At 64.7% G+C, this 22,851-nt stretch carries 20 protein-coding genes and 1 pseudogene; 15 read left to right on the forward strand and 6 right to left on the reverse strand.

Going from position 1 to position 22,851, the window contains the following annotated elements; genetic code table 11:
* Positions 1-66: 66 nt before the first annotated feature.
* Positions 67-822: a triose-phosphate isomerase gene (gene tpiA / locus YU9_RS0119700; RefSeq protein WP_027574372.1), complete on the reverse strand. Its 756-nt coding sequence runs from the start codon at positions 820-822 to the stop codon at positions 67-69.
* 221 nt (positions 823-1,043) lie between these two features.
* Between tpiA and YU9_RS0119705 the strand changes: the two genes are divergently transcribed.
* The 5 genes from YU9_RS0119705 (at position 1,044) to YU9_RS0119725 (ending at position 8,228) form a co-directional block, all read left to right on the forward strand.
* Positions 1,044-2,942 carry a peptidylprolyl isomerase gene (locus tag YU9_RS0119705; RefSeq protein ID WP_027574373.1) on the forward strand — a complete coding sequence of 633 codons (1,899 nt, stop codon included), beginning with the start codon at positions 1,044-1,046 and terminating at the stop codon, positions 2,940-2,942.
* 14 nt (positions 2,943-2,956) lie between these two features.
* A complete protein-coding gene (gene trpD / locus YU9_RS0119710; protein WP_027574374.1) occupies positions 2,957-3,970 on the forward strand; it encodes an anthranilate phosphoribosyltransferase in 1,014 nt (337 codons plus the stop codon).
* Between the two features lie 7 nt (positions 3,971-3,977).
* Positions 3,978-4,799, forward strand: a complete 822-nt coding sequence (gene trpC, locus YU9_RS0119715) for an indole-3-glycerol phosphate synthase TrpC (protein WP_027574375.1) — start codon at positions 3,978-3,980, stop codon at positions 4,797-4,799.
* A 1-nt stretch (position 4,800) separates the two neighbouring features.
* Positions 4,801-5,319: a cyclic pyranopterin monophosphate synthase MoaC gene (moaC, locus tag YU9_RS0119720; protein ID WP_027574376.1), complete on the forward strand. Its 519-nt coding sequence runs from the start codon at positions 4,801-4,803 to the stop codon at positions 5,317-5,319.
* 176 nt (positions 5,320-5,495) lie between these two features.
* The gene (locus YU9_RS0119725; protein ID WP_027574377.1) at positions 5,496-8,228 is read left to right on the forward strand and encodes an EAL domain-containing protein; all 2,733 of its coding nucleotides are present in this window, start codon (positions 5,496-5,498) and stop codon (positions 8,226-8,228) included.
* Between the two features lie 80 nt (positions 8,229-8,308).
* Here YU9_RS0119725 and YU9_RS0119730 read toward each other — a convergent pair whose 3' ends face one another.
* The gene (locus YU9_RS0119730; RefSeq protein ID WP_027574378.1) at positions 8,309-9,646 is read right to left on the reverse strand and encodes a S41 family peptidase; all 1,338 of its coding nucleotides are present in this window, start codon (positions 9,644-9,646) and stop codon (positions 8,309-8,311) included.
* Between the two features lie 320 nt (positions 9,647-9,966).
* On the opposite strand from YU9_RS0119730, the gene YU9_RS0119735 reads away from it, so the two are divergent.
* From YU9_RS0119735 to YU9_RS49090, 7 genes are all read left to right on the forward strand, one after another.
* Positions 9,967-11,100 (forward strand): alpha-hydroxy acid oxidase, encoded by a 1,134-nt coding sequence (locus YU9_RS0119735; RefSeq protein ID WP_027574379.1) that lies wholly within the window; start codon positions 9,967-9,969, stop codon positions 11,098-11,100.
* 29 nt (positions 11,101-11,129) lie between these two features.
* Positions 11,130-11,753: an HAD family phosphatase gene (locus YU9_RS0119740; RefSeq protein WP_027574380.1), complete on the forward strand. Its 624-nt coding sequence runs from the start codon at positions 11,130-11,132 to the stop codon at positions 11,751-11,753.
* A 168-nt stretch (positions 11,754-11,921) separates the two neighbouring features.
* Complete coding sequence (locus tag YU9_RS0119745) at positions 11,922-12,128, forward strand: hypothetical protein (RefSeq protein ID WP_036017553.1); 207 nt, start codon at positions 11,922-11,924, stop codon at positions 12,126-12,128.
* 216 nt (positions 12,129-12,344) lie between these two features.
* Entirely contained in the window at positions 12,345-13,556 is a 1,212-nt protein-coding gene (glp, locus tag YU9_RS0119755) for a gephyrin-like molybdotransferase Glp (RefSeq protein ID WP_027574382.1), read from the forward strand.
* A 176-nt stretch (positions 13,557-13,732) separates the two neighbouring features.
* The gene (lexA, locus tag YU9_RS0119760; RefSeq protein ID WP_027574383.1) at positions 13,733-14,434 is read left to right on the forward strand and encodes a transcriptional repressor LexA; all 702 of its coding nucleotides are present in this window, start codon (positions 13,733-13,735) and stop codon (positions 14,432-14,434) included.
* A gap of 166 nt (positions 14,435-14,600) precedes the next feature.
* Positions 14,601-14,798 (forward strand): hypothetical protein, encoded by a 198-nt coding sequence (locus tag YU9_RS0119765; RefSeq protein ID WP_027574384.1) that lies wholly within the window; start codon positions 14,601-14,603, stop codon positions 14,796-14,798.
* Positions 14,799-14,988: 190 nt separating this feature from the next.
* Positions 14,989-15,423, forward strand: coding sequence for a hypothetical protein (locus YU9_RS49090; protein WP_027574385.1), 435 nt, complete (start codon positions 14,989-14,991; stop codon positions 15,421-15,423).
* 125 nt (positions 15,424-15,548) lie between these two features.
* Here the strand turns inward: YU9_RS49090 and YU9_RS41890 are convergent.
* A pseudogene (locus tag YU9_RS41890) lies at positions 15,549-17,827 on the reverse strand (ComEC/Rec2 family competence protein).
* A gap of 96 nt (positions 17,828-17,923) precedes the next feature.
* A complete protein-coding gene (locus YU9_RS0119780; protein WP_027574386.1) occupies positions 17,924-18,157 on the reverse strand; it encodes a DUF2171 domain-containing protein in 234 nt (77 codons plus the stop codon).
* Between the two features lie 383 nt (positions 18,158-18,540).
* On the opposite strand from YU9_RS0119780, the gene YU9_RS0119785 reads away from it, so the two are divergent.
* Positions 18,541-19,869, forward strand: a complete 1,329-nt coding sequence (locus YU9_RS0119785; protein WP_027574387.1) for an MFS transporter — start codon at positions 18,541-18,543, stop codon at positions 19,867-19,869.
* Between the two features lie 64 nt (positions 19,870-19,933).
* Here the strand turns inward: YU9_RS0119785 and YU9_RS0119790 are convergent, their stop codons facing one another.
* Entirely contained in the window at positions 19,934-20,296 is a 363-nt protein-coding gene (locus YU9_RS0119790; protein ID WP_027574388.1) for an SPW repeat protein, read from the reverse strand.
* A gap of 237 nt (positions 20,297-20,533) precedes the next feature.
* Between YU9_RS0119790 and YU9_RS0119795 the strand changes: the two genes are divergently transcribed.
* Positions 20,534-20,716, forward strand: a complete 183-nt coding sequence (locus YU9_RS0119795) for a hypothetical protein (RefSeq protein ID WP_027574389.1) — start codon at positions 20,534-20,536, stop codon at positions 20,714-20,716.
* Between the two features lie 127 nt (positions 20,717-20,843).
* Positions 20,844-22,274, forward strand: coding sequence for a type I glutamate--ammonia ligase (gene glnA, locus YU9_RS0119800; protein WP_027574390.1), 1,431 nt, complete (start codon positions 20,844-20,846; stop codon positions 22,272-22,274).
* A 13-nt stretch (positions 22,275-22,287) separates the two neighbouring features.
* On the opposite strand, the gene YU9_RS0119805 is transcribed toward glnA, so the two are convergent.
* Positions 22,288-22,797 (reverse strand): YbhB/YbcL family Raf kinase inhibitor-like protein, encoded by a 510-nt coding sequence (locus tag YU9_RS0119805; RefSeq protein ID WP_245266447.1) that lies wholly within the window; start codon positions 22,795-22,797, stop codon positions 22,288-22,290.
* Positions 22,798-22,851: the final 54 nt, after the last annotated feature.

Raw genomic sequence — 22,851 nt, forward strand, 5'->3', positions numbered from 1 at the left:
CGGTGTTACACGATCGGGAGGGGTATTGCCACCCCCGATCGGGTCCGGATCAACGCTTTGGGTTAGCTAAGGACAGCCTTTGGCGATGGCAAGGAAATCGGCCGCTTTCAGGCTAGCGCCGCCGACCAGCGCGCCGTTGACGTTCTTGACCGCCATCAGTTCGGCTGCATTCGAGGGCTTGACCGAGCCGCCGTAGAGAATCCGCATCTTGGCCCCCTCGCCCTTGAACCTGGAGGTCAGGAGTTCCCGAATAAAGCCATGAATCTGCTCGACATCCTTGGCTGTGGGCGTCAGCCCAGTGCCAATTGCCCAGACCGGCTCATAGGCCACGACCAGATTGGCCGCGGTCGAGCTATCAGGCAGTGAGCCGTCGAGTTGGCCGCGCACGATGTCCAGGGTCTGGCCGGCGTCGCGCTGGCCTTGCGTCTCGCCGATGCAGACGATCGCCGTCGCCCCGGCGCGCCAGGCTGCCTCGGCCTTCTGCCGGATCAGCGCATCGCCCTCGCCGTGGTCGGCGCGGCGCTCGGAATGGCCGACGATGATGGCGGTTGCGCCCGCATCCACCAGCATTTCGGCGGCGATATCGCCGGTATGGGCGCCAGAGGCCTTGGGGTGGCAGTCCTGGGCCCCTACGGCGACCGTCTTACCACGTGCCTTCTCGGCGAACGCCGCAATCAGTGTCGCCGGCGGGCAGACCAGCAGGTCGGCCTTGCCGGCCACGTCTGCCGCACCGTTGAGCATGGCGTCGAATTCGGCAGCCTGGGCCTTCAGGCCGTTCATTTTCCAATTGCCGGCGATCAGCGGTCGGATGGCGTCGGTCATGTCGGAGTCCAGCAAAATGAGGTTTGTGCATGCGCTAGCAGAGCTGTCGCGGCAGTTCCAGACCTAGAGGCCTTTAACCGCAGGTCTCAAGTGGGACCTGAGGCAAGGTTGCGGGGGGAAAGCCGCCACTTTATGATGATCTATCAATTTGGTGACGCGCTTTTGCGGAATCTGCATTAAGACGCGCTCCGTTCCCCTCCTGACCAAACAAGTTGGACCAAATGCTTCGAGGAATGCGCAAGGCCTCATCAAACTGGCTCGGCAAGACCATTATGGCCGTGGTGATGGGCGTGTTGATCGTCAGTTTCGGCATTTGGGGCATCGCCGACATCTTCCGCGGGTTCGGGCAGTCCACGGTGGCCAAGGTCGGCAGCACGGAGATTTCGCTGAACGAGTTCCGGCAGATCTACACCGACCGCCTGCAGCAGATCAGCCGCCAGTTCGGCCGCCCGCTCACGCCCGACCAGGCGCGCGCCTTCGGCCTCGACCGCCAGGTGCTCCAGCAGACCATCGCGGAAGCTGCCCTCGACGAAGAGGCGCGCCGGCTCGGGCTCGGCCAATCCGACGAGCAGATCCGCCAGGTCATCATGAACGATCCCAACTTCAAGGGCGTCGGCGGCAATTTCGATGCCAACCGCTTCCAGGCTGTGATCCGCAATTTCGGCTATACCGAGCAGCGCTACGTCGCCGAGCAGCGCAAGGTGTCGCTGCGCCGCCAGATCACCGGCACGATCGGCGCCGGCCTGGAGCCGCCGAAGGCCATGATCGACGTGCTGACACGCTTTCAGAACGAGCAGCGCGCGATTGAATTCGTCAAGCTCGACGCCGCGCAGGCAGGCACCATCGACGCACCCTCGCCCGAAGCCCTCGCCACCTATTTCGAGGATCACAAGGTCCAGTTCCGCGCGCCCGAATACCGCAAGATCGCCTTCGTCGTGATCTCGCCGGAAGAGATCGGCAAGTGGACCGAGGTCTCCGACGAGGACGCAAAGAAGGTGTTCGAGCAGCGCAAGGACCGGCTCGGCACGCCGGAGAAGCGCCAGATCCACCAGATCGTATTTCCCAATGCCGCGGAGGCACAGGCCGCGCGCGAGCGGCTCGCCGGCGGAATGTCGTTCGAGGATCTCGGCAAGGAGCGCGGGCTGAGTGCCTCCGACGTCGACCTCGGCCTCGTGACCAAGTCTTCGCTCGACCCCGCGGTTGGCGATGCCGCCTTCAAGCTTCCGGCCGGTGAGATCAGCCAGCCGATCCAGGGCGCTCTCGGCACCTCCATCGTCAAGGTCGACAAGATCGAGCCGGGCATCGAGGCCGACTACGCCAAGCTTGCCGGCGACATCAAGCGCGAGATCGCGACCGAGCGCGCGCGCGTCAAGGTCAACGATCTCCGCGACAAGATGGAAGACGAGCGCGGCGGCGGCTCCAGCGTGATCGACGCGGCGCAGAAGCTCGGCCTCACCGCGGTGACCATCGACGCCGTCGACCGCTCCGGCCGCGCCCCGAACGGCCAGCCGGTCGCCAACATCCCGCAAGGCCTCGACGTGGTGTCGCAGGCCTTCAACACCGATGTCGGTGTCGACAACGACGCCATCTCGTTCAAGGGCGGCTATGTCTGGTACGACGTGCTCGCCATCACGCCCTCGCGCGACCGCAATCTCGACGAGGTCCGCGACCAAGTCGAGGCGCGCTGGCGGCAGGACCAGATCGCGACCAAGCTGAAGGCCAAGGCGACGGAGATGGTGCAGAAGCTCGAAGCGGGCGGCAAGCTCGCTGACGAGGCCGCCGCGCTCGGCGCCAAGGTCGAGACCGCGACCGGCTTCAAGCGCGACGACTCGCCCGCCGGCGTGCCCGCCACCGTCGTGTCGGCCGCGTTCCGCACAGCCAAGGACGGCGTCGGACAGACGCAAGTGAGCGGCGGCAGCGAGGTCATCGTCTTCCGCGTCACCGACATCGTCGATCCCGCGGCCGACTTTGCCTCCGACGCGGTCAAGAAGCTGAAGGAGAGCCTCGACCGGGCCCAGACCGAGGAGCAGGTCGCTTCCTACGTCAACAAGCTTGAAACCGACATCGGGACCACCATTAATCAGGCCGCCTTCGCGCAGGTGACCGGCGCGAACCAGTGAGTTGAAAGCACGCGATGGACGACCTGAAATCAATCATTGGAAAAGTGGCGACCGGCGCCAGCCTGTCGCGTGACGAAGCCGCTTCCGCCTTCGATGCCATGATGTCCGGCGAGGCCACGCCCTCGCAGATGGGCGGCCTCTTGATGGCACTGCGGGTGCGCGGCGAGACCGTGGACGAGATCACCGGTGCTGTTGCGGCGATGCGCTCCAAGATGCTGACCGTGACGGCGCCGCCCGATGCCGTCGACATCGTCGGCACCGGCGGCGACGGTTCTGGCTCGGTCAACGTCTCGACCTGCGCCGCCTTCATCGTTTCGGGCGCCGGCATGCCCGTGGCCAAGCACGGCAACCGCGCGCTGTCGTCGCGCTCGGGCGCCGCCGACGTGCTGGCTTCGCTCGGGGTGAAGATCGATCTCAAGCCGGAGCAGGTCGGACGCTGCGTGCGCGAATGCGGCATCGGCTTCATGTTCGCCCCCGCCCACCATCCCGCCATGAAGAATGTCGGCCCGACCCGGGTCGAGCTTGCGACGCGCACGATCTTCAATCTGCTCGGCCCCCTGTCCAATCCGGCCGGCGTGAAGCGGCAGATGGTCGGCGTGTTCTCAAGGCAATGGGTGCAGCCGCTGGCGCAGGTGCTGAAGAACCTCGGCTCGGAATCCGCCTGGGTGGTGCACGGCTCCGACGGTCTCGACGAGATCACCCTCACCGGCCCGACCTTCGTCTCCGCGCTCCACAATGGCGAGATCCGGAATTTCGAGGTGACGCCGGAGGAAGCCGGGCTCTCGCGTTGCGAGGCTGGTGCGCTCAAAGGCGGTGACGCCGATGCCAATGCGATCGCGCTGCAAAGCGTGCTCGACGGCAAGCCGAGCCCGTATCGCGACGTGGCGCTGATCAACGCCGCCGCCGCGCTGGTCGTGGCCGGCCGCGCCAAGGACCTCAAGGAAGGCGTCGTGATCGGCGCCCGCTCCATCGACAGCGGCGCGGCCAAGGCGAAGCTGAAGCACCTGGTCACGGTCTCCAACAGCTGAATTGCGCATGTCCGACATACTGACCAAGATCGAGACCTATAAGCGCGAGGAGATCGCGGCAGCGAAGCGGACACGTCCGCTCTCCGCCGTGGAGGCGCATGCCAAGGCTGCCTCCGCGCCGCGTGGCTTCCTGCGTGCGATCAAGAGCAAGCTTGCCGATGGCGACTACGCCCTGATCGCCGAGATCAAGAAGGCCTCGCCCTCCAAGGGTCTCATTCGCGCCGATTTCGACCCGCCGGCCCTCGCAAAAGCCTATGAGGCGGGTGGCGCCGCCTGCCTTTCGGTGCTGACCGACACGCCGTCGTTCCAGGGCCATCTCGATTTCATGGTGGCGGCGCGCGCGGCAACGTCGCTGCCGGTGCTGCGCAAGGATTTCATGTTCGACACCTATCAGGTGGTCGAGGCGCGCGCGCATGGCGCCGACTGCATCCTGATCATCATGGCAGCGCTCGATGACGCCGCTGCCAGGGATATCGAAGATGCTGCCATCGCCTGTGGCATGGATGTGCTGATCGAGATCCACGACCGCGCCGAGCTCGACCGGGCGCTGAGGCTGCGGTCGCCGATGATCGGCGTCAACAACCGCAATTTGCGCACCTTCGAGACCACACTGGCGACCAGCGAGGCGCTGGCACCGCTGATCCCCGGTGACCGGCTGATGGTCGGCGAGAGCGGTATCTTCACGCCAGAAGATCTCGCCCGGCTCGAGCGCGTCGGCATGTCGACGTTCCTGGTCGGCGAGAGCCTGATGCGACAGGCCGACGTCACCGCGGCGACCCGCGCACTGCTCGCGCGCGAGACGACGGCGCGCGCGACGGGCACCCGCTGACATGGCGCGCAAGCCTGCGAAGACGAAGGCGGCCAAATCCAAGGCCGGCCCCGCCCTCACCCATATCGGTGCCTCCGGCGAGGCGCGGATGGTCGACGTCTCGGACAAGCCCGCGACCGAGCGGCTCGCGGTCGCGGAAGGCCGCGTCGTCATGACCAAGGCAACGCTCGACCTGATCGTGTCCGGCAACGCCAAGAAAGGCGACGTGCTCGGCACCGCGCGCATCGCCGGCATCATGGCCGCCAAGCGCACTTCCGAGCTGATCCCGCTCTGCCATCCACTCGCGCTGTCGAAGGTCACGGTCGACATCGAGCCGGACGCAAAACTGCCGGGCTGCCTCGTTCGCGCCAGCGTGAAGGTCACGGGCCCGACCGGCGTCGAGATGGAGGCGCTCACGGCCGTCTCGGTCGCCTGCCTCACCATCTACGACATGATCAAGGCGGTCGAGCGCGGCGTGCGCATCGAGGGCATCCATCTGGTCGAGAAGCTCGGCGGCAAGTCCGGCCATTACCGCGCCTGAAGCGCGCTTGCTTCAACGAACCACTCTTGCGCGGCGCACATCGATTGCCTTTGTGCGCAGCCATTTACGTTGCGTTAACCGCGATTCCTAACTTTGCCTCCACACCGTTCCCGTAAACCAACGGATGTTATCGGGGCCAAGAATTGATCCTGAGGTGTGCACGGCAATGACCCAGCATGATGACGAGATTCGGCAGTCGCCTCTTTGACCAGGCCTTCGTGCGCAGCGGACCGATCCGCTGGCTGGTGGTAGGCGGCACGCTGCTGATCGCGGCCATCGCCATAGGTTCGGTCCTGATGGCGCAGAACTTCCGGGAGCGGGCGCTGCGCAACTCCGGCCGCGAGCTGGAAAACACCGTGCTGCTGCTCGCGCACCATTTCGATCAGCAATTGCAGGATTTCGCGGTCATCCAGAAGGATTTCGTCGATCACGTCCGCGCGATCGGCATCGCGAGCGCGGATGACTATCGCAAGCGCCTCTCCGGGCAGGACATCCATCGGATGCTGCGCTCGAAAATCGAGGCGCTGCCCTACATGGGCGGCGTCAACGTCATCGATGCCGACGGCAATCTGATCAACTCGTCGACAGCGTGGCCGGCCCCCAAGGTGAATCTTGCCGATCGCGCCTATTTCCGCACCTTCAAATACGACCCCTATTCGCCCGATGTCCTGATCGAGCCGCTGCACAGCCGCATCTCCGGCGCCTGGACCATCCTGATCATTCGCAAGATCGTAGGCCCGAACGGCGAATTCATGGGCGTGGTCGGGCGCGGCATCGAGCCCGCCAATTTCGAGAAGTTCTTCGAGTCCGTCGTGCTCGGCGAAGGCGCGACGATCTCGATGCTGCATCGGGACGGCACGCTGCTCGCCCGCTATCCCCATTCCAGCGAATTGATGGGACGGAATTTCAAGACCGGCCCGTTCGAGCAGCAGCGGGTCTTCGGGCTCGATCATTTCGCCGGACGCTTCATGAGCCCGGTCGATGGCGAGGACCGCCTGATCGCCTCGCACGCCCTGCCCCACTTCCCGATCCTGATGATGGCCACCACGACACGCGCGGCGGCCCTGACCGACTGGCGTGAGCAGATCGGCATCCTGATCTCGGTCGCCGCCTCTTCGGCACTCGCCATCGCCGGCGTGCTGATCGCGATTGTGCGCAAGCTGCTGGAGCAGCACCGCCTGTCGCGCGAACGGCTGACGCTGGAGAAGCAGCGTCTCGACCGCGCCGTCAACAACATGACCCAGGGCTTGCTGCTGTTCGGCGCAGACCAGCGGCTCGTGGTCTGCAACCAGCGCTACATCGACATGTACGGACTGTCGGCAGAGATCGTGAGGCCCGGCTCCAGCTTCCACGACATTATTGCCCATCGCAAGACGACCGGCTCGTTCACCGGCGACGTCGATCAGTATGTCGAACGCGTGCTGCGCGACATTCATGTACGCAATTCCATGGTGGTGGACACCGCGGACGGCCGCTCGATCCAGGTCCTCAACGAACCGCTCGCGGACGGCGGCTGGGTGGCGACGCACGAGGACGTTACCGAGCGCCGGCGCATCGAGGAGCGCATCACCCACCTCGCCCATTACGACGCGCTGACGGACCTGCCCAACCGCGCCATGTTCCACGAGCATCTGCGCCACGAGCTAGCTGCGGTCGGCGGCGGCGAACAGATCGCGGTGCATTACATCGACATCGACGAGTTCAAGGGCGTCAACGACGCGCTCGGCCATCTCGTCGGCGACGAGCTGTTGAAATCGGTCGCGGCGAACCTCCGCCGCTGTGCGGGCCCGGCGGACTTCGTGGCGCGGCTCGGCGGCGACGAATTCGCCATCGTCCAGAGCGCGGTGACGTCGCTGGACCAGGTCGACGAGCTCGTTGCGCGGGTCTTCGAATCCATCCGCAGGCCGTTCGACTGCATGGGCCACCATCTCACCACCGATGCCAGCATCGGCATTGCGCTCGCGCCGGAACATGGCACGGCGCTGGACCAGATCCTGAAGAACGCAGACATGGCGATGTACGCGGCCAAGTCGGCCGGACGCCGCACCTACCGCTTCTTCGAGCCGGACATGGACGCCAAGGTCCGCGAGCGCCGCCAGCTCGAGAGCGACCTGCGCCACGCCATCGTCCAAGGCGGGCTCGAAGGCGGGCTCGAGGTCTATTACCAGCCCTGCCTCGGCCTCAAGGACGATCGCATCACCGGCTGCGAGGCGCTGGTGCGCTGGCGCCATCCCGAGCGCGGCTGGGTCTCGCCGGCCGAATTCATCCCGATTGCCGAGGACACCGGCCTGATCAACGAGATCGGCGAATGGGTGCTGGCGACCGCCTGCCGCGACGCAGCAACCTGGCCCGACGACATCCGCCTCGCCGTCAACGTCTCGCCGGTGCAGTTCAAGAGCGGCACGCTGGCGCTGAAGATCATGGCGGCGCTCGCCGCGTCGAACCTGCCGGCGAGCCGGCTCGAGCTCGAGATTACCGAGGCGGTCCTGATCCGCGACGACGATGCCGCGCTCGCGATCCTGCACCAGCTCCGCGCCATCGGCGTGCGCATCGCGCTCGACGATTTCGGCACCGGTTACTCATCCCTGAGCTATCTGCACCGCTTCCCCTTCGACAAGATCAAGATCGACCGCTGTTTCGTCGACGACATCGTCCGCCCCGACGGCTCCGCCAGCATCGTTCAGGCCGTCGTCAATCTGGCGGCCGCCCGCCGCATGACCACCACGGCCGAGGGCGTTGAGACCGAGGAGCAGCAGCGCCTGCTTCGCACGCTCGGCTGCTCCGAGATGCAGGGCTATCTGTTCAGCGCCGCCAAGCCGGCCGACAAGATGCTGGAGCTGTTCGCGCTGCATCGCAGCCGGCTCGCCCGACGCGAAGGCAGCGAGAGCCGCCGCCGTGAGGCGGGTTAGGTCTTCGAGGCAGCGCCACAAACGAATTCGCCCGGGAGTGGTCATCCACGCCCGGGCGATTGTCTGGAGGTCGCAAGGAATTAGTTCGGAACCGCAGCCTTCGTCGCGCGCTTGGCGGCGACCGCATTCGCGGTGACGCCATGCAGGAAGTCATAGGCCGAGTGCAGGGCCTTGTCGTCCTTCTCTTCCGGCGGGACGTAGGACTGCGATCCGGTCTGCTCGGTGCCGTCGGCGGCTTGCAGATGCCCGCGCATCTGGGACTCCGCCATGGTGTCCATCCGGCCCTTCAGCTCGGGCGGCACGTCCTGGAGGATCTCGATATCGGGCGCGATGCCCTGGGCCTGGATCGAGCGGCCTGATGGCGTGTAGTAGCGCGCCGTGGTCAGCGCCAGCGCGCCATTGCCGGCGCCGAGCGGAATGATGGTCTGCACCGAGCCCTTGCCGAACGAGCGCGTGCCGATGATCGTCGCACGCTTGTGATCGTGCAGTGCACCGGCCACGATCTCCGAGGCCGAGGCCGAGCCGCCGTTGATCAGCACCACGAGCGGCTTGCCCTTGGTGAGATCGCCGCCATGCGCGGTGAAGCGCTGGGTCTCCTCCGGATTGCGGCCGCGGGTCGAGACCACCTCGCCACGCTGCAGGAAGGCGCTCGAGACCGACACGGCCTGGTCGAGCAGGCCGCCCGGATTGTTGCGCAGATCCAGCACGTAGCCTGCGAGCTTCTCCGGCGAGACCTGCTTGGAGATCGACGCGATCGCCTTCTTCAGCCCATCGGTGGTCTGCTCGTTGAAGGAGGTGATCCGGATATAGCCGATGTCGCCGTTCTCGACGTGGAAGCGCACGGGGCGCACATGGATGATCTCGCGCGTGATCGCGACATCGAGCGGCGCGTCCGCGCCCTTGCGCACGATGGTCAGCTTGGTCTTGGTGTCGACCGGTCCCTTCATCTTGTTGACCGCCTGCTCGAGCGTCATGCCCTGCACGGCCTCGCCGTCGATCTTGCTGATGAGGTCGCCGGACATGATGCCGGCCTTGGACGCCGGCGTGTCGTCGATCGGCGAGACGACCTTGACCAGGCCGTCCTCCATCGTGACCTCGATGCCGAGGCCGCCGAACTCGCCGGAGGTGGTCTCCTGCATCTCGGTCCAGGCCTTGGCGTTCATGTAGCGCGAATGCGGATCGAGCGAGGTCACCATGCCGGTGATCGCACCCTCGACCAGCTTGGCATTGTCAGGCTTCTCGACATAGCTGGCCTTGACGCGCTCGAACACCGCGCCGAACAAGTTGAGCTGGGAATAGGCATCATCCGCGCTCGCTGCCGCCCGTGCCGCCCATACTCCGCCGTGCGGGCTCGCTACCAGAAGGGTCAGACACGCTCCGGTGAGCGCGCCCAGGGGGAACAGCAGGTTTTTCCGCATGGATGAGGTAGCCTTTTGCTTGGCGGTTCTCTTGGGACTTGACTCTTGGGGCTTGGGAAGCGCCATGCAAATGGCGATCCAGCCCGCTTCTCACAATACCATTCCGGTTTCTTCAAGGCCGGGATGCCGTCCTGGCGGCTACGCCGGAGAAATCCCTTCGCCTTGGGCTAAACTTTTGGCAACGTTCCGAAACTGTGTCGCGCAAAGCGGAAACCGGTCGGGCCGTCCACGCCTCGCAGCTATGCGATTTTAGGATGGTTTTGGAGGACCAGACGCGATAGGCGATGGCGATAAGACTTCAAATTCTCGGGAGGACAACGATGAACGAAGCGCCCCGCATCCGGCCGGAACGGAACGTCGAACTCGGCGCCAGCAACGAGCCGTTCCAGAATCTGCACGAGTTCATCCGGAAAGCGCGCGCCAACCTCAATCAGAATGCCTGGGACTACATCGTCGGCGCCGCCGAGACCGAGACCACGATGCGCCGCAACCGCATGGCGCTGGACGAGATCGCCTTCCGCCCGCGCGTGCTGCGCGATGTCCGCAAGGTCGATGGTTCCGTCGAGCAGCTCGGCCGCAGGATGCGTCTTCCGGTCGTGCTCGCCCCGGTCGGCGCCCTCGAGATCTTCGATCCGGACGGCGCAGCAAGCGTGGCACGCGCCGCCGGCACCTTCGGTGCGGCACACATGCTGAGCTCGGTATCCGAGCCCGGCCTCGAGAAGACCGCCGAGGCTGCTCCCGACGCGCTGCGGCTCTATCAGCTCTATGTCCGCGGCGACGATGCCTTCGTCGCCGATGTCGTCAGCCGGAGCGAGAAGAACGGCTACGCCGCCTTCTGCCTGACCGTCGACACCGCCCATTACAGCCGTCGTGAACGTGACATCGCCAAGCGCTACGTTCGCGAGAGCCGCCTGCGCGCCACCGGCGGCGATTTCCAGAAGGGCCTGGAGTGGCGGACCGTGAAGATGATCAAGGACAAGTTCAGGATTCCGCTGATCCTCAAGGGCATTGCCACCGCCGAGGACGCAGAGATCGCAGTCGATCACGGTGTCGAATGGATCTACGTCTCCAACCATGGCGGCCGGCAGCTCGACCACGGCCCCGGCGCCATGCATGTGCTGCCGGAGATCGTCGATGCGGTGAAGGGCCGCGCCAAGATCATGGTCGATGGCGGCTTTTGCCGCGGCACCGACATCGTCAAGGCGATCGCGGCGGGCGCGGACCTCGTCGGCATCGGCCGGCTGCAATGCTGGGCGCTGGCGGCCGCCGGGGAAGCCGGAGTCACACGGATGCTGGAGCTGCTGGAGGACGAGGTGCTGCGCTGCCTTGGCCTCCTGGGCGCCACCTCATTCGCCGAGATCAACAAATCCTGCCTGCATCCGGCGACCGCCACCAACGCACCCAGCGTGTTCAGCGCGTTCCCGCTGTTCGACCATGAACCATACCGCTACTGAGTTGCTGATACTGAAGTGAAAAGCACGCAATGACATCGCTCACTCCCGGCAGCGCCGATGCGCTGCTGTTCGACCTCGGGCGCGTGGTGCTCGACATCGACTTCTCCAAGGCGATCGCCTGCTGGGCGGGGCATGCCGGCTGCCAGCCCGAAGCCATCGTCGCGCGCTATGTGCGTGACGAGGCCTATCGGCTGCACGAAGTGGGCAAGATCAGCGACGAGGACTATTTCGCCTCGCTGCGTGCCTCGCTCGGAATCGGCATCTCGGACGCGCAGTTCCTGGAAGGCTGGAATGCGATCTTCGCAGGTGAGATGCCTGATATCGCCGAGCTGCTGCCGCGCGCGGCGAAGCAGATGCCGCTCTATGCCTTCTCCAACACCAATCGACCGCACGTGGATTATTTCTCGAAGGAATATGCCGTCCTGCTCGGCCATTTCCGCGAGCTGTATTTGTCGTCCAGCATCGGCCTGCGCAAACCGGATGCGGAAGCTTTCGACCATGTCGTCGCGGCGATCGGCGTGCCGGCGGAGCGCATTGTATTCTTCGATGACCTCGCCGAGAACATCGAGGGAGCGCGGGCGCGCGGCTTGAAGGCCGTGCATGTCACGTCGCCGCGCGATGTCGGGAACGCACTAAAGGCGCTGGGCATCTGAGGCCAGCAGGTCGCCGCGAGAAAGCCCTGCGCGGCGGTTCCCGGAACTAAATTTTGCCCAAGATGAGGAACCCAATCACTTTGTGCATTTTTGTACTGAGTTCCCGGAACGGAATACCACCTTCCGGACTCAAGAGTCCGTTGGGACTTCTACATCGGATTCATCGACGTGCTGGGCAAAACCTATCTCACCAAGCAAGCCTCTCTCCTGCTTGAATTCGCTAAAACCACCTCGGATTCTGACCTTTCCGCCAAGCTGATCAGCAAGGCGGCCGACCTGAAATCGCAGGCAGATCCGCTGCCCGACAAGGATCAAGGTCCCAAAGCTCCCGACGTCACACACGACGACGGCCCGGACCGACCAAGCGGGAGTTGACCGATGCTGGCCGTGGCACTCGTCCTCCTCGTGCTCGCCATGGCCATCCTCGTGCCGGTCTGTCTCGCCTTCCGGATCATGCCCCGGCGGACGTGAGCTCCCTCCTCCACAGGGAGATCACGCAGGATCATCCTGCCTGCTGCTATGCCTCGCGCCCGCACTCGGCTAGAACTCTCGCCGCCCCTTTGCCGATGTGCTCAGCAGGAGTTTCCGCCCGTGGCCCTGATGCCGGTATCCGACGCGCTTGCCGCCGTGCTCGCCGGCACAGAGCCGCTGGCCGAGGAGACGGTAGCCCTCGACCAAGCCTACCATCGCGTGCTTGCGCACGACATCGCGGCGCGGCGCACGCAGCCGCCGGCAGCCATGTCGGCGATGGATGGTTATGCCGTGCGCGCGGCCGATGCGGCCACGATCGATTCCAGGCTGATGGTCGTCGGCGAGGTCGCAGCAGGTCGTCCGTTCGCGGGAAAGGTTGGCCCCGGCGAAGCCGTTCGGATCTTCACCGGCGGCGTCGTTCCCGAGGGCGCTGATGCAGTCGTGATCCAGGAGGACACGGTCGCCGACGACACGCACATTACGATCAAGGAAGCCGCGATTTCCGGACGGCACATCCGCCCCGCCGGCGTCGACTTCCGCGAAGGCGACGTGCTCCTGCGCAAAGGAACTCGTCTCACCGAGCGCGATCTCGCGCTCGCCGCCGCAATGAATCACCCGCATCTCGCCGTTTGCCGTCGTCCGAAGGTCGCGATCCTCGCCACCGGCGACGAGCTGGTGATGCCGGGCACCACGCCCGGTCGCGGTCAGATCGTCTATTCCAATGGCTATGCCCTGCACGCGCTCGCCCGCAGCGAGGGCGCCGAGACCATCGATCTCGGCGTTGCCGCCGATACGCTGGAGGCCACATCCGCCGGCATCCGCCGCGCCCGCGAGAGCGGTGCCGACATCCTGATCACGACCGGCGGGGCGTCGGTCGGCGACCACGACCTGGTCCAGCAGGCGCTCAAGGGCGAAGGCATCTCGATGGCGTTCTGGAAGATCGCGATTCGGCCCGGCAAGCCGATGATGCACGGACGGCTCGGCGCAATGCGCGTGATCGGCCTGCCCGGCAATCCCGTGTCATCATACGTATGCGCCTTCCTGTTCATGGTGCCGCTGATTCGCGCCCTGTCGGGCCGTTCGGTGATTCATCATCACCGCGAGCGCGCCGTGCTGGGCCGCGATCTCGGTGCCAACGACCAGCGCGAGGATTATCTCCGCGCGCGCCTGGAGCTGCGCGGCGACGGCACGCTCGTCGCCCTTCCCGTCGACCATCAGGACTCCTCTCTGCTTGCGAATCTCGCTGCGGCACAGGTACTTCTCGTGCGCGCAGCGTTCGCGCCGATGGCCGAGGCCGGCACGCCTTGCGAGGTGCTGCGCCTCCCCGTCTGAGCCGCGGGGCCACACGCATTCCGCGAGTTTCGCTCTGTTCACCATAAATTAAGCAGTTGCGGAACACATATCGAACATATAGTGTCCGTTCATGATTTGTTTCGAGGATGTAGCGGCTTATCGCTGAATTCATCGCCTCGGAATCGAACGACATCAACCGGGGGACTTTGGTCGAGATGTTGACGCGCAAACAATACGAGCTTCTGCGGTTCATCAGCGAACGTCTGAAGGAAAGCGGCGTGCCGCCGTCCTTCGACGAGATGAAGGATGCGCTCGACCTGCGCTCGAAGTCAGGCATTCATCGCCTGATCACTGCGCTCGAGGAGCGCGGCTTCATCCGCCGCCTGCCCAACCGCGCCCGTGCCATTGAGGTGATCAAGCTGCCCGAGCTCCAGGCCGCCGCCGGCAATCGCCGCGGCTTCACGCCGAGCGTCATCGAGGGCAATCTCGGCAAGGTGCGCACGAGCTCCAGCCCGCCTGTGGACGAGGGCGAGCGCCCCGTCGCGGTGCCCGTGATGGGCCGCATCGCGGCCGGCACGCCGATCGAGGCGCTGCAGACCCGCAGCCACACCATCAGCGTGCCGCCCGACATGCTCGGCTCGGGCGAGCACTACGCACTCGAAGTGCGCGGCGATTCGATGGTTGAGGCCGGCATCCTCGACGGCGACATGGCGCTGATCCAGCGCAACGAGAGCGCCGACACCGGCGACATCGTGGTGGCGCTGATCGACGACGAGGAGGCCACACTCAAGCGCTTCCGCCGCCGCGGCGCCTCGATCGCGCTCGAGCCCGCCAATGCCGCCTACGAGGTCCGCATTCTTCCGCCGAACCGCGTGAAGATTCAGGGCAAGCTGATCGGGCTTTACCGGAAGTACTGAGCGGTCCTGCGGTCGTTCGACACCCATTGGAGCGGATCAGTATCCGCTCCGGCTGGATGGTCTTTCCGGTTCTGCTCAGATTATCCGGCCCCTCCTCCGGCGCTACGTCCTCGGTACGCCGCGCGAAGCGACATTGCTTCGCGGCGTGAGCGTTCGAGGAGACGCCATGCGCCAGATCGTTTCATGGACAATCATTGCGGCGCTGATCGCAGCATCAGCGTCGCAAGTCGGTGCCACACAATCGCACCGCGTGCGCGAGCAATCGGCGACCCACGAGCATATCCGCGACGCGCGGGATGCAATCGCGCAGCCCCCGCAATCGAGCTGGCAATATTCGGGCTCGTCGGCGCCCGCGGGGCGCTGACATGCGCCTTCCAAATGCACAGACGTCCGCTTTGTTCCTATTGAACCCGGGAAAGATAATGTGATCGTGGCTTGCGGAGCCCAGCCGCAGATTTGCCTACAAACAAGCAGAGCGTTGCATACTTCCACCCTGATAGAGGCCTGCGCCTCCAAAGGAGTGCGGGTCGCTATCTTCGCATGAGGAGCATCCGATGTGTGACTATAGCCTGCATGCCGTCGCGACGCGCCCCGCCGAAGTCGGCGAGACGATCGTCACGACAACCTTCCGCGGCACCTCGACACGCGGCTTCGCCTCCGAAGCCGATCTCTCCGTCGCGGTCTGCCTGCTGCCGGGAACGGAGCTCGCTTTCGCCGACAACGTCCGTTACGACAACCGCTGGATCTGGACGCGCACCGTCAACTCCCGCGTCGGCAAGTTCGGCAAGATCGACCCGCACATTCCCGATCGCCATCATGACGCGATCGAATTTCCCGACGGCAAATACGTGCTGGTGACACAGCTCGTCGAAGGCCAGCGCGCGACCGTGCTGCAGTTGCCGGTGACCCAGCCGGTTGGCGAGCGCGAGCACAAGCCGCAGATCGTCGCTGACACGCGGTCCACGATCACGCGTCTGCCGATCGGCTGACGTCGTCGCCCCCGGCCGATGGGTCGAGGGCCAGGATTGAAATGCCATCGCCGGCCGAGGCCGGCGAGATGGTCTGGTTTGCGTCCTGCGGAATCCCGTCGGATCGGCATCCCTCGCGTCTATCCTCAATCGTCAGCCAGCAAGTCGGCCTCCGATGGCGTTGCGTCCCGGTTGCGGGGCACGGCCGTCTTCGGCGCAAGGCTGCCGTCGAAATCCCCCTCGCCGGCGCCGGCCGGCAGCCAGGGGCGGCTTGCACCTCTCGCCCTCACCGCCTGCACCGAGAAGCCCTCTCCGTTCTGCGTTAGAGCTAGCGCGCCCTGACTGGCAAGACGCGGCCGATCGACCACCATCGCCGCGCAATCGGGCGGTGCGGGCCGCGCCGTCACCACCAACGCGGCGCGGCTGCAATCATCAGTCAGCGCGTCGATGCGCAGAGAAAGCGCGACCAGCCGTCCGTCCGCAAGCGGCGCCACGCAGCCGGACTCGTCGCATGACACACCGCTCGCCAACGAGGCGTTGGCTGCATCGCGCGGATCGGCATCGGCGGCTAACCACTCCCTCAGCAGAAAGCCATCCTTGCTCGCGCGGATCGCATGCAGGCGCCCATCGCCGCCCCGGACCGCGACGCTCGCGCCATCCCCGGCAATCAGGATGTCGGGCTGTCGTACCGACAGCCCCCAGAGGATCGCAGCCAGCAGCACCAGGGCACCGGACCAGCGCAAGGGCGTGCGCAACAGGCCCATCACGATGATCCCGAGGCTGGCCCAATCAGCGGCGCGATCCCGAACGCCGGAATGCGGCCGACTGCGCCCGGCAGAGCCGCCACCCAGCGCGAGACCGCGACCATCCAGTCAATGCCGATCCCCATCAGCCCCCAGAACACGCCATCGAGCCCGAAGGGAGCCGCGAGCAGGCCCAACAGCCCGGCCGGCATCACGAGGGCCGAGACCACCGGCATCGCGCCGAGATTGGCGAGCACGCCGTATGGCGTCACGCGATGGAAATGGAAGGCGGCATAGGGCGTGGTCGCAAGCCCCGCGATCAGCGAGGCCAGGAACAGCATCGCGATCTCCCGGCCGCCCCACAGCGCGATCCGCGCCGTTGCGGAATGATCGGGTGATGCAAGCAGGTTCGGCATGCCGATCTGCACCAGCGCCACCAACCCGAGCGTCGCGGCGAAGGACATTTGGAAGCTCGGATGCACCAGCGCCTCGGGCGCGACCGCGAGCACGATCAGCGCGGCCACCGCCAGCGTTCGGAAGGTGATGGCGCGGCGATCGACCATGACGGCGATCAACACCACCGCAGTCATGAAGAACGATCTCTGCGTCGCGACCTCCGCGCCTGACAGCAGCAGGTAGAAGGCAGCCGCGACCAGCGCAGCGGCCGCCGACCATTTCTTGATGGCAAAGCCGGCCGCCAGTCCCGGGATCAGCGCCAGGAGCGCGCGGACTGCGAAGAAGACGACGCCGGCGACGACCGCCATGTGATAGCCGGAGATCGACAGCACATGGCCGAGCCCCGAGACGAACATGGCGTCGTTGACGGGCGCGGTGATCGCGTCGCGCCGTCCGGTGAGCAGCGCGGTCGCAATCGCGCGATTGTCGCCTTCGAGCGTTGAGCGGATGCGCGCGTCGATCGCATCGCGCAGGCCCTGCATGAAGGCCGCGTAGCGCAGCCGCAAGCCGCCGGCATCCGGCGGCACCGAAGCCGTGATCGCACCCATCACAAAGCCGGAGGCACCGATGCCCTGGAAGAACATGTCGCGCGAGAAATCATAGCTGCCGGGGCGCACCGGCGAGATCGGCGGCAACAGCCGCGCCTTCAATTGCACGAAGCTGCCGACCTCCGGCGCCGTGCCCTTGCGCACCGAGAGGCGGACGCGCTCGAGCTTGACGTCGCTGCGCTGCGCCTCCATGGCGCTGACGCGCAGCACGAAGCGATCAGTGCGCTCGCGGATATCGCGCGCTTCCACGAAGCCCGACAGCGACACCGAATAGAGCGGCTTGGCCAGCACGGGATGAGCGACGCGCGCCGTCTTCCAAGTCGCCATGGCAAAGCCGGCGACGACCGCCGCGAGCATGATGGCCGGCGCAAACAGCCGGCTCCGCCGCAACAGCACGGCGCCAAGCGCGAGAACGGCCGCCGTCGCGGCGACCACCCACAGCACCGGCTCATGATCGGCGGCGAAATAAAGCGCGATGCCGCCACCGAAGGCGACCGGCACCCACGGCAACAACCGACCCGGCCCCGCCTCGGCGCGGGCCCATTCGCGCAGTGTTTCGACGATTGCCGGCCAGACGCCAAAGCCCGCTGGCACAAAGCCGCCCGCCGGTGCGGCGCGGCCGACCGGCCACGTCCCGGCAACTCCCTGGGAGCGTACTGGCCGCCCCGGCTCCGCCATTCCCCTGCACCTTGCGATACGCGACGGGTGCGGAGGCTACTGGAAGGTGCGGCTGTGCGAATAGCGGTACAGATCAGGAACGAAGTCGGGCGAGCCCTACTTTTCCTCTTCCATGGTCACGGCCACCGCCGCCTTGGCGGACAGCCGGACCTTGTTGCCCTCGACATCGGCAACGAGCCCCTTGTCGATGAAGTGATGGTGCCCCTTGTGGCTGCCTTCCCCGCTGTCCTTCTTGGTCAGCTTGATGCGGTTGCCTTCGACGCGATCGACCGTGCCGACATGGACGCCGTCGGCGCCGATGACTTCCATATGCTCTGCGATGTTCTGCATGGGGCGGTTCCTTGTTGGACCCTCCACAACGCCTGAGAGGTCTTTCCGTTCGTTCGTGACCGATCGGCTCGATGGGCGATCGTTGCGTCGCGGCATGGGTCAGCTCGGTTCAGGTCGATTGAGCCGAAAGTCTCATAAGACGCCAGCCCCAGCGGGATTACACTGCTTCTCCGCCTCCCCGGCAGACGGGCAGGTTGTGATAGCTCGCGGTACCGAAGCGACCGCTGGAGCTCTTTCTCAGGTGGCTCAAGCCTCCCTGAGATTTGGCGTTGCGGACGCAACTCGCAATTCTCGCCTGTGGCGTCGCGCACCAAGCGTACTGCGCGAGCGAAGGGCGCTGAAAAGGCGCCAGGAGTAGCGTTTGAATTTGACAGGAGCAGCACATGGCAATTCAAGTACCAAGCGATTTTCGCCGCGTAATTGTTGCTGCGTCGGTGGGAAACGTCATCGAATGGTATGATTTCTATATCTTTGGCAGCTTGGCCGCAGTTCTGTCGGTCAAGTTCTTCGAGCAGTCCCACCCGGTTGCAGCCCTCCTCAGTACGATCGCGCTGTTCACTGCAGGATTCCTGATCCGTCCGTTGGGAGCTTTCCTCTTTGGATGGATGGGCGACCGGGTCGGGCGAAAATATACGTTCCTCATCACGCTGAGCGGAATGGGACTGGGTACGGGGGCAATCGGGTTGATCCCGACCTACCAGTCCATCGGTCTCACAGCGGCGTTCCTTCTATTCGGCTTGCGCATGATCCAGGGTCTGTGCCTGGGTGGCGAATATGGCGGCGCCATCACCTATGTCGCGGAGCATGTGCCGGATGACAAGCGCGGCTACTACACCGGCTGGCTACAGACCTCTCCGACTCTCGGCATCGTGGTGTCACTGGCCGTGATCATCCTGACACGGACCTGGTTCGGCAATCAGGCCTTCGACGAGTGGGCCTGGCGCGTTCCGTTCCTGGTGTCCTTCCTGTTGGTAGCCATCGCGATCTATATTCGGCTCCAGCTCCAGGAGACGCCGATCTTCCAGGAGATCAGGGCCCGCGGCCAGATGACCACGAATCCGTGGAAGGAGGCCTTCCTCAGCGCGAACGTCAAATTCATCGGGATCGCAATCGTGGTCCTGATCGGACAGGGCGTGGTCTGGTACAGCGGTCAGTTCTGGGCGCTGTACTTCCTCCAGCAGGTCTCCAAGGTCGACCCGCTGACCTCCGCCTATATCGTGGGAGCCGCGCTGCTGATTGCCACACCGAGCCTGATCTTCTTCGGCTGGCTGTCGGATCAGATCGGCCGCAAGCCGGTAATCCTGGGCGGCATGCTGCTCGCCGCGATCACGTACTATCCGCTGTATCTATGGCTGGGAGCGGTCACGCAGCCCGGCAACATCAACTATCCGACCGCGATCTTCATCATCTTCATCCTCGTTTGCTACGTTGGGATGGTCTACGGGCCGGTCGGCGCGTTCCTGGCGGAATTCTTTCCGGGCAGGATCAGGTACACGTCGGTATCGGTGCCATACCACATCGGCAATGGCTGGGGTGGTGGATTGGTGCCGTTCATCACGTCGGCGGCATTTGCCGCGACCGGAAGCATCGGCTACGCGTTGATCTATCCGATCGCGGTCCCTGCGGTATGCTTCCTGCTCGCGCTGTTCCTGATGCCGGAGACGCGCAAGATCAGCATCTGGCAGCCAATCGAGCCCAAAACCGCACTGTGACGTGATCGCCTCTCCTCCGGCCGCCATACGATGGCGGTCGGAGAAGAGTTGGCAGCCTCTCGTCTCAGCCGGCGCGGTGAGGCCAGTGATCGTGCCACCAGGCACTGAAGTCACGATCGGTCATCAGCTCCCAGCCACCGAGCAAGATCACCAGCAGGCCCGACAATACGCTGTTCGCCGTGGCTGCTGCCTGGTCATAGCCAATGGTCCAAGGCACCAGCACCAGCGCCAGGCCCAGCAGCATTTCGCCCCACTCTTCCAGGTACGACGGGATGACAAAGGCCTCTACGGCAAACAGCATGACGCCGAGCCCGAGCGCGATGGTGATCCAGACCGCCGCCCCGGATAAGCCGAGGACAAAGGATGACAGGACCAGCCATACGCCCACCAACAGGCTGGCAGCGTCTTGCCAATGTTGGATGCGCATGATGCTCACCTCCCTTCTGGTGGGGGCGCACCGATGATGAACCATCCGTCCGGCCTGCGTTGTGTTGCCGCGAGGGCCGGTCCAGGAGCCGGCGTCCAAGCCCGGCTGCCCCATGCCCGGAGAGGCCCTTGCGAGTGCGGCGCACCCGGATGCAGACTGTCGCCGCTAGACAGGTGTCAATGTCGACCGTTCCCGGTGGCGCGGACGTTCGCGCCCGGAGCAGAGGGAGATGACGCCATGCGAGAAATGGAAATCCACGACTATGCGCGGCAGTTGCTGGAAGCCCATGGCCCCAAGGCCATTGCGGAAGCCGCTCAAAACGCCATCGAACTCGAGCAGAAGGGCGAGCTCGAATTGGCAAAGACCTGGCGGCACATCGAAGATGCGATGAAGCTGATGCGCGGGCCACACCAAAGCTGACTGCCGGCGCGCAAAGACTTGCCTGACTGCGGCGACAACGCCGAACGTGGACCACAGTCCGTCGCGAGCCGCTAGGTTGCGGCCGAACGGCTACGCGATCTCGGGACGCTGACCTGGGAGCGAAGCCATGGTTGCGAAATGTACGACAGCCGAAGACCTCGTGAAGGCGATCACTGACGAGAAAGTCCAGATGATCGATTTGCGGTTCACCGACCTGCCGGGGATGTGGCAACATTTTTCCGTGCCCCCAAGCGCGGTGAATGCCGATGCGCTCAATGAGGGCATTGGATTCGATGGCTCATCGATCCGCGGCTTCCAGGAGATCCAGGAAAGCGACATGCTCGTCGTCCCGGATCCGACGACGGCCTTCGTCGATCCCTATAGTCCGGCCAAGACGCTGGTTCTCATCTGCAATATCCGCGACCCCGTGACCGGCCAATCCTATAGCCGGGACGCCCGCTACATCGCCCAGAAGGCCGAAACCCACCTTAAGGGTACCGGGCATGCCGATACGAGCTTTTTCGGCCCGGAGGCCGAGTTTTTCGTCTTCGACGAGGTCCGCTACGCACAGGGCATCAACTTCGCCATGCACGCAATCGACTCCAGCGAAGGCAGCTGGAACACCGGCACGGATGAAGGACCGAATCTCGGCCACAAGCCGCGCCCGAAAGAGGGATACTTTCCCGTTCCTCCAACCGACAGCATGCAGGCGCTGCGCACCGAAATGGTGCTGACGATGGAATCTCTGGGAATCCAGATCGAAGCCCATCACCATGAGGTCGCGACCGGCGGCCAGAACGAGATCGACATGCGCTTCACCACGCTGACCCGCATGGCCGACAATTTGATGATCTACAAATACGTGGTCAAGAACACCGCACGTCAGCATGGCAAGACCGCGACATTCATGCCGAAGCCGCTGTTCGAGGACAACGCTTCGGGCATGCACGTTCACCAGTCGCTCTGGAAGGGCGAGACCAATTTGTTCTACGACAAGGGCGACTACGCCGAGCTGAGCCAGCTCGCGCGCTATTATATTGGCGGGCTTTTGAGCCACGCCTGGGCGTTGTGCGGGCTCTGCGCCCCCACCACGAACTCCTACCGGCGCCTGGTGCCGGGTTATGAAGCTCCGATCAACCTCGTCTACTCCCAGCGCAATCGCTCCGCCTGCTGCCGGATTCCGATGTATTCGCCGAATCCGCGGGCAAAGCGCGTCGAGTTTCGGTCCCCCGATCCGTCCTGCAATCCCTACCTGGCCTTCGCTGCAATGCTGATGGCCGGCCTCGACGGTATTGACATGCGGATCGACCCTGGCAGCCCGATCGACAAGAATCTCTACGACCTCCCGACGGCAGAGGCCAAGGAGGTGAAGTCCACGCCGGGATCGCTGGACCAGGCGCTCGACGCGCTCGAGCGCGATCACGCATTCATGCTACGCGGGGATGTCTTCACCGCCGACGTGATCGAAACCTGGCTCGACTACAAGCGCAAGAAGGAGGTCGACCCGATCCGGCTGCGACCGCATCCTTACGAGTTCCATTTGTATTACGACATCTAGGGCATTCTTTCGCCTACCTCTCATACCAACCGACGAGGGTTGCCTCCGCGATCACGTGCTTGCGCGCCTCTCGCTCGATGTCGCCGCAGGATGCATTGGCCGTTGTCGGCAGGCCCTGTATCGAGAGGGCAAGCAGTCGGAAATGATAATGATGAGGCCCATGGCCATGCGGCGGACACGGGCCGCCATAGCCCACCTTCCGAAAATCGTTGACGGCTTGCTTCATTCTGGCGTTCTGCGCGGCGTTGATCGCAAATTCCGTGACCGCCGGCGAAATGTTGTAGACTGCCCAATGATGCCATTTGCCGGCGGGCGCATCGGGATCGTCGCAGAGCAGGACTAGACTCCGCGCCCCCTCCGGCGCGTCGCTCCATTGCAGAGGTGGCGAAAGATTTTCGCCATCACAGGTAAACCGTCGCGGAATTGCGGCACCATCGGCGAAGGCGCTTGAAACGAGTTTCATGGCTCTCTCCTCGATCCGATTGATGTATTCTAGCTCAATCCTGCCCGGTGCGGAATCCATCGCCGTCCCCTAAGATGAGGGCAGATGCATTTGGAACTGTTGCAGCAGACTTGT

The organism is Bradyrhizobium sp. WSM1743, from assembly GCF_000473065.1.
Lineage (GTDB): Bacteria > Pseudomonadota > Alphaproteobacteria > Rhizobiales > Xanthobacteraceae > Bradyrhizobium.

Excerpts from the sequence above, each read along its gene's own strand:
- tpiA (WP_027574372.1), bottom strand. The coding sequence starts at position 822 with ATGACCGACGCCATCCGACCGCTGATCGCCGGCAATTGGAAAATGAAC.
- YU9_RS0119705 (WP_027574373.1), top strand. The coding sequence starts at position 1,044 with ATGCTTCGAGGAATGCGCAAGGCCTCATCAAACTGGCTCGGCAAGACC.
- trpD (WP_027574374.1), top strand. The coding sequence starts at position 2,957 with ATGGACGACCTGAAATCAATCATTGGAAAAGTGGCGACCGGCGCCAGC.
- trpC (WP_027574375.1), top strand. The coding sequence starts at position 3,978 with ATGTCCGACATACTGACCAAGATCGAGACCTATAAGCGCGAGGAGATC.
- moaC (WP_027574376.1), top strand. The coding sequence starts at position 4,801 with ATGGCGCGCAAGCCTGCGAAGACGAAGGCGGCCAAATCCAAGGCCGGC.
- YU9_RS0119725 (WP_027574377.1), top strand. The coding sequence starts at position 5,496 with ATGATGACGAGATTCGGCAGTCGCCTCTTTGACCAGGCCTTCGTGCGC.
- YU9_RS0119730 (WP_027574378.1), bottom strand. The coding sequence starts at position 9,646 with ATGCGGAAAAACCTGCTGTTCCCCCTGGGCGCGCTCACCGGAGCGTGT.
- YU9_RS0119735 (WP_027574379.1), top strand. The coding sequence starts at position 9,967 with ATGAACGAAGCGCCCCGCATCCGGCCGGAACGGAACGTCGAACTCGGC.
- YU9_RS0119740 (WP_027574380.1), top strand. The coding sequence starts at position 11,130 with ATGACATCGCTCACTCCCGGCAGCGCCGATGCGCTGCTGTTCGACCTC.
- lexA (WP_027574383.1), top strand. The coding sequence starts at position 13,733 with ATGTTGACGCGCAAACAATACGAGCTTCTGCGGTTCATCAGCGAACGT.
- YU9_RS0119765 (WP_027574384.1), top strand. The coding sequence starts at position 14,601 with ATGCGCCAGATCGTTTCATGGACAATCATTGCGGCGCTGATCGCAGCA.
- YU9_RS49090 (WP_027574385.1), top strand. The coding sequence starts at position 14,989 with ATGTGTGACTATAGCCTGCATGCCGTCGCGACGCGCCCCGCCGAAGTC.
- YU9_RS0119780 (WP_027574386.1), bottom strand. The coding sequence starts at position 18,157 with ATGCAGAACATCGCAGAGCATATGGAAGTCATCGGCGCCGACGGCGTC.
- YU9_RS0119785 (WP_027574387.1), top strand. The coding sequence starts at position 18,541 with ATGGCAATTCAAGTACCAAGCGATTTTCGCCGCGTAATTGTTGCTGCG.
- YU9_RS0119790 (WP_027574388.1), bottom strand. The coding sequence starts at position 20,296 with ATGCGCATCCAACATTGGCAAGACGCTGCCAGCCTGTTGGTGGGCGTA.
- YU9_RS0119795 (WP_027574389.1), top strand. The coding sequence starts at position 20,534 with ATGCGAGAAATGGAAATCCACGACTATGCGCGGCAGTTGCTGGAAGCC.
- glnA (WP_027574390.1), top strand. The coding sequence starts at position 20,844 with ATGGTTGCGAAATGTACGACAGCCGAAGACCTCGTGAAGGCGATCACT.
- YU9_RS0119805 (WP_245266447.1), bottom strand. The coding sequence starts at position 22,797 with ATGGATTCCGCACCGGGCAGGATTGAGCTAGAATACATCAATCGGATC.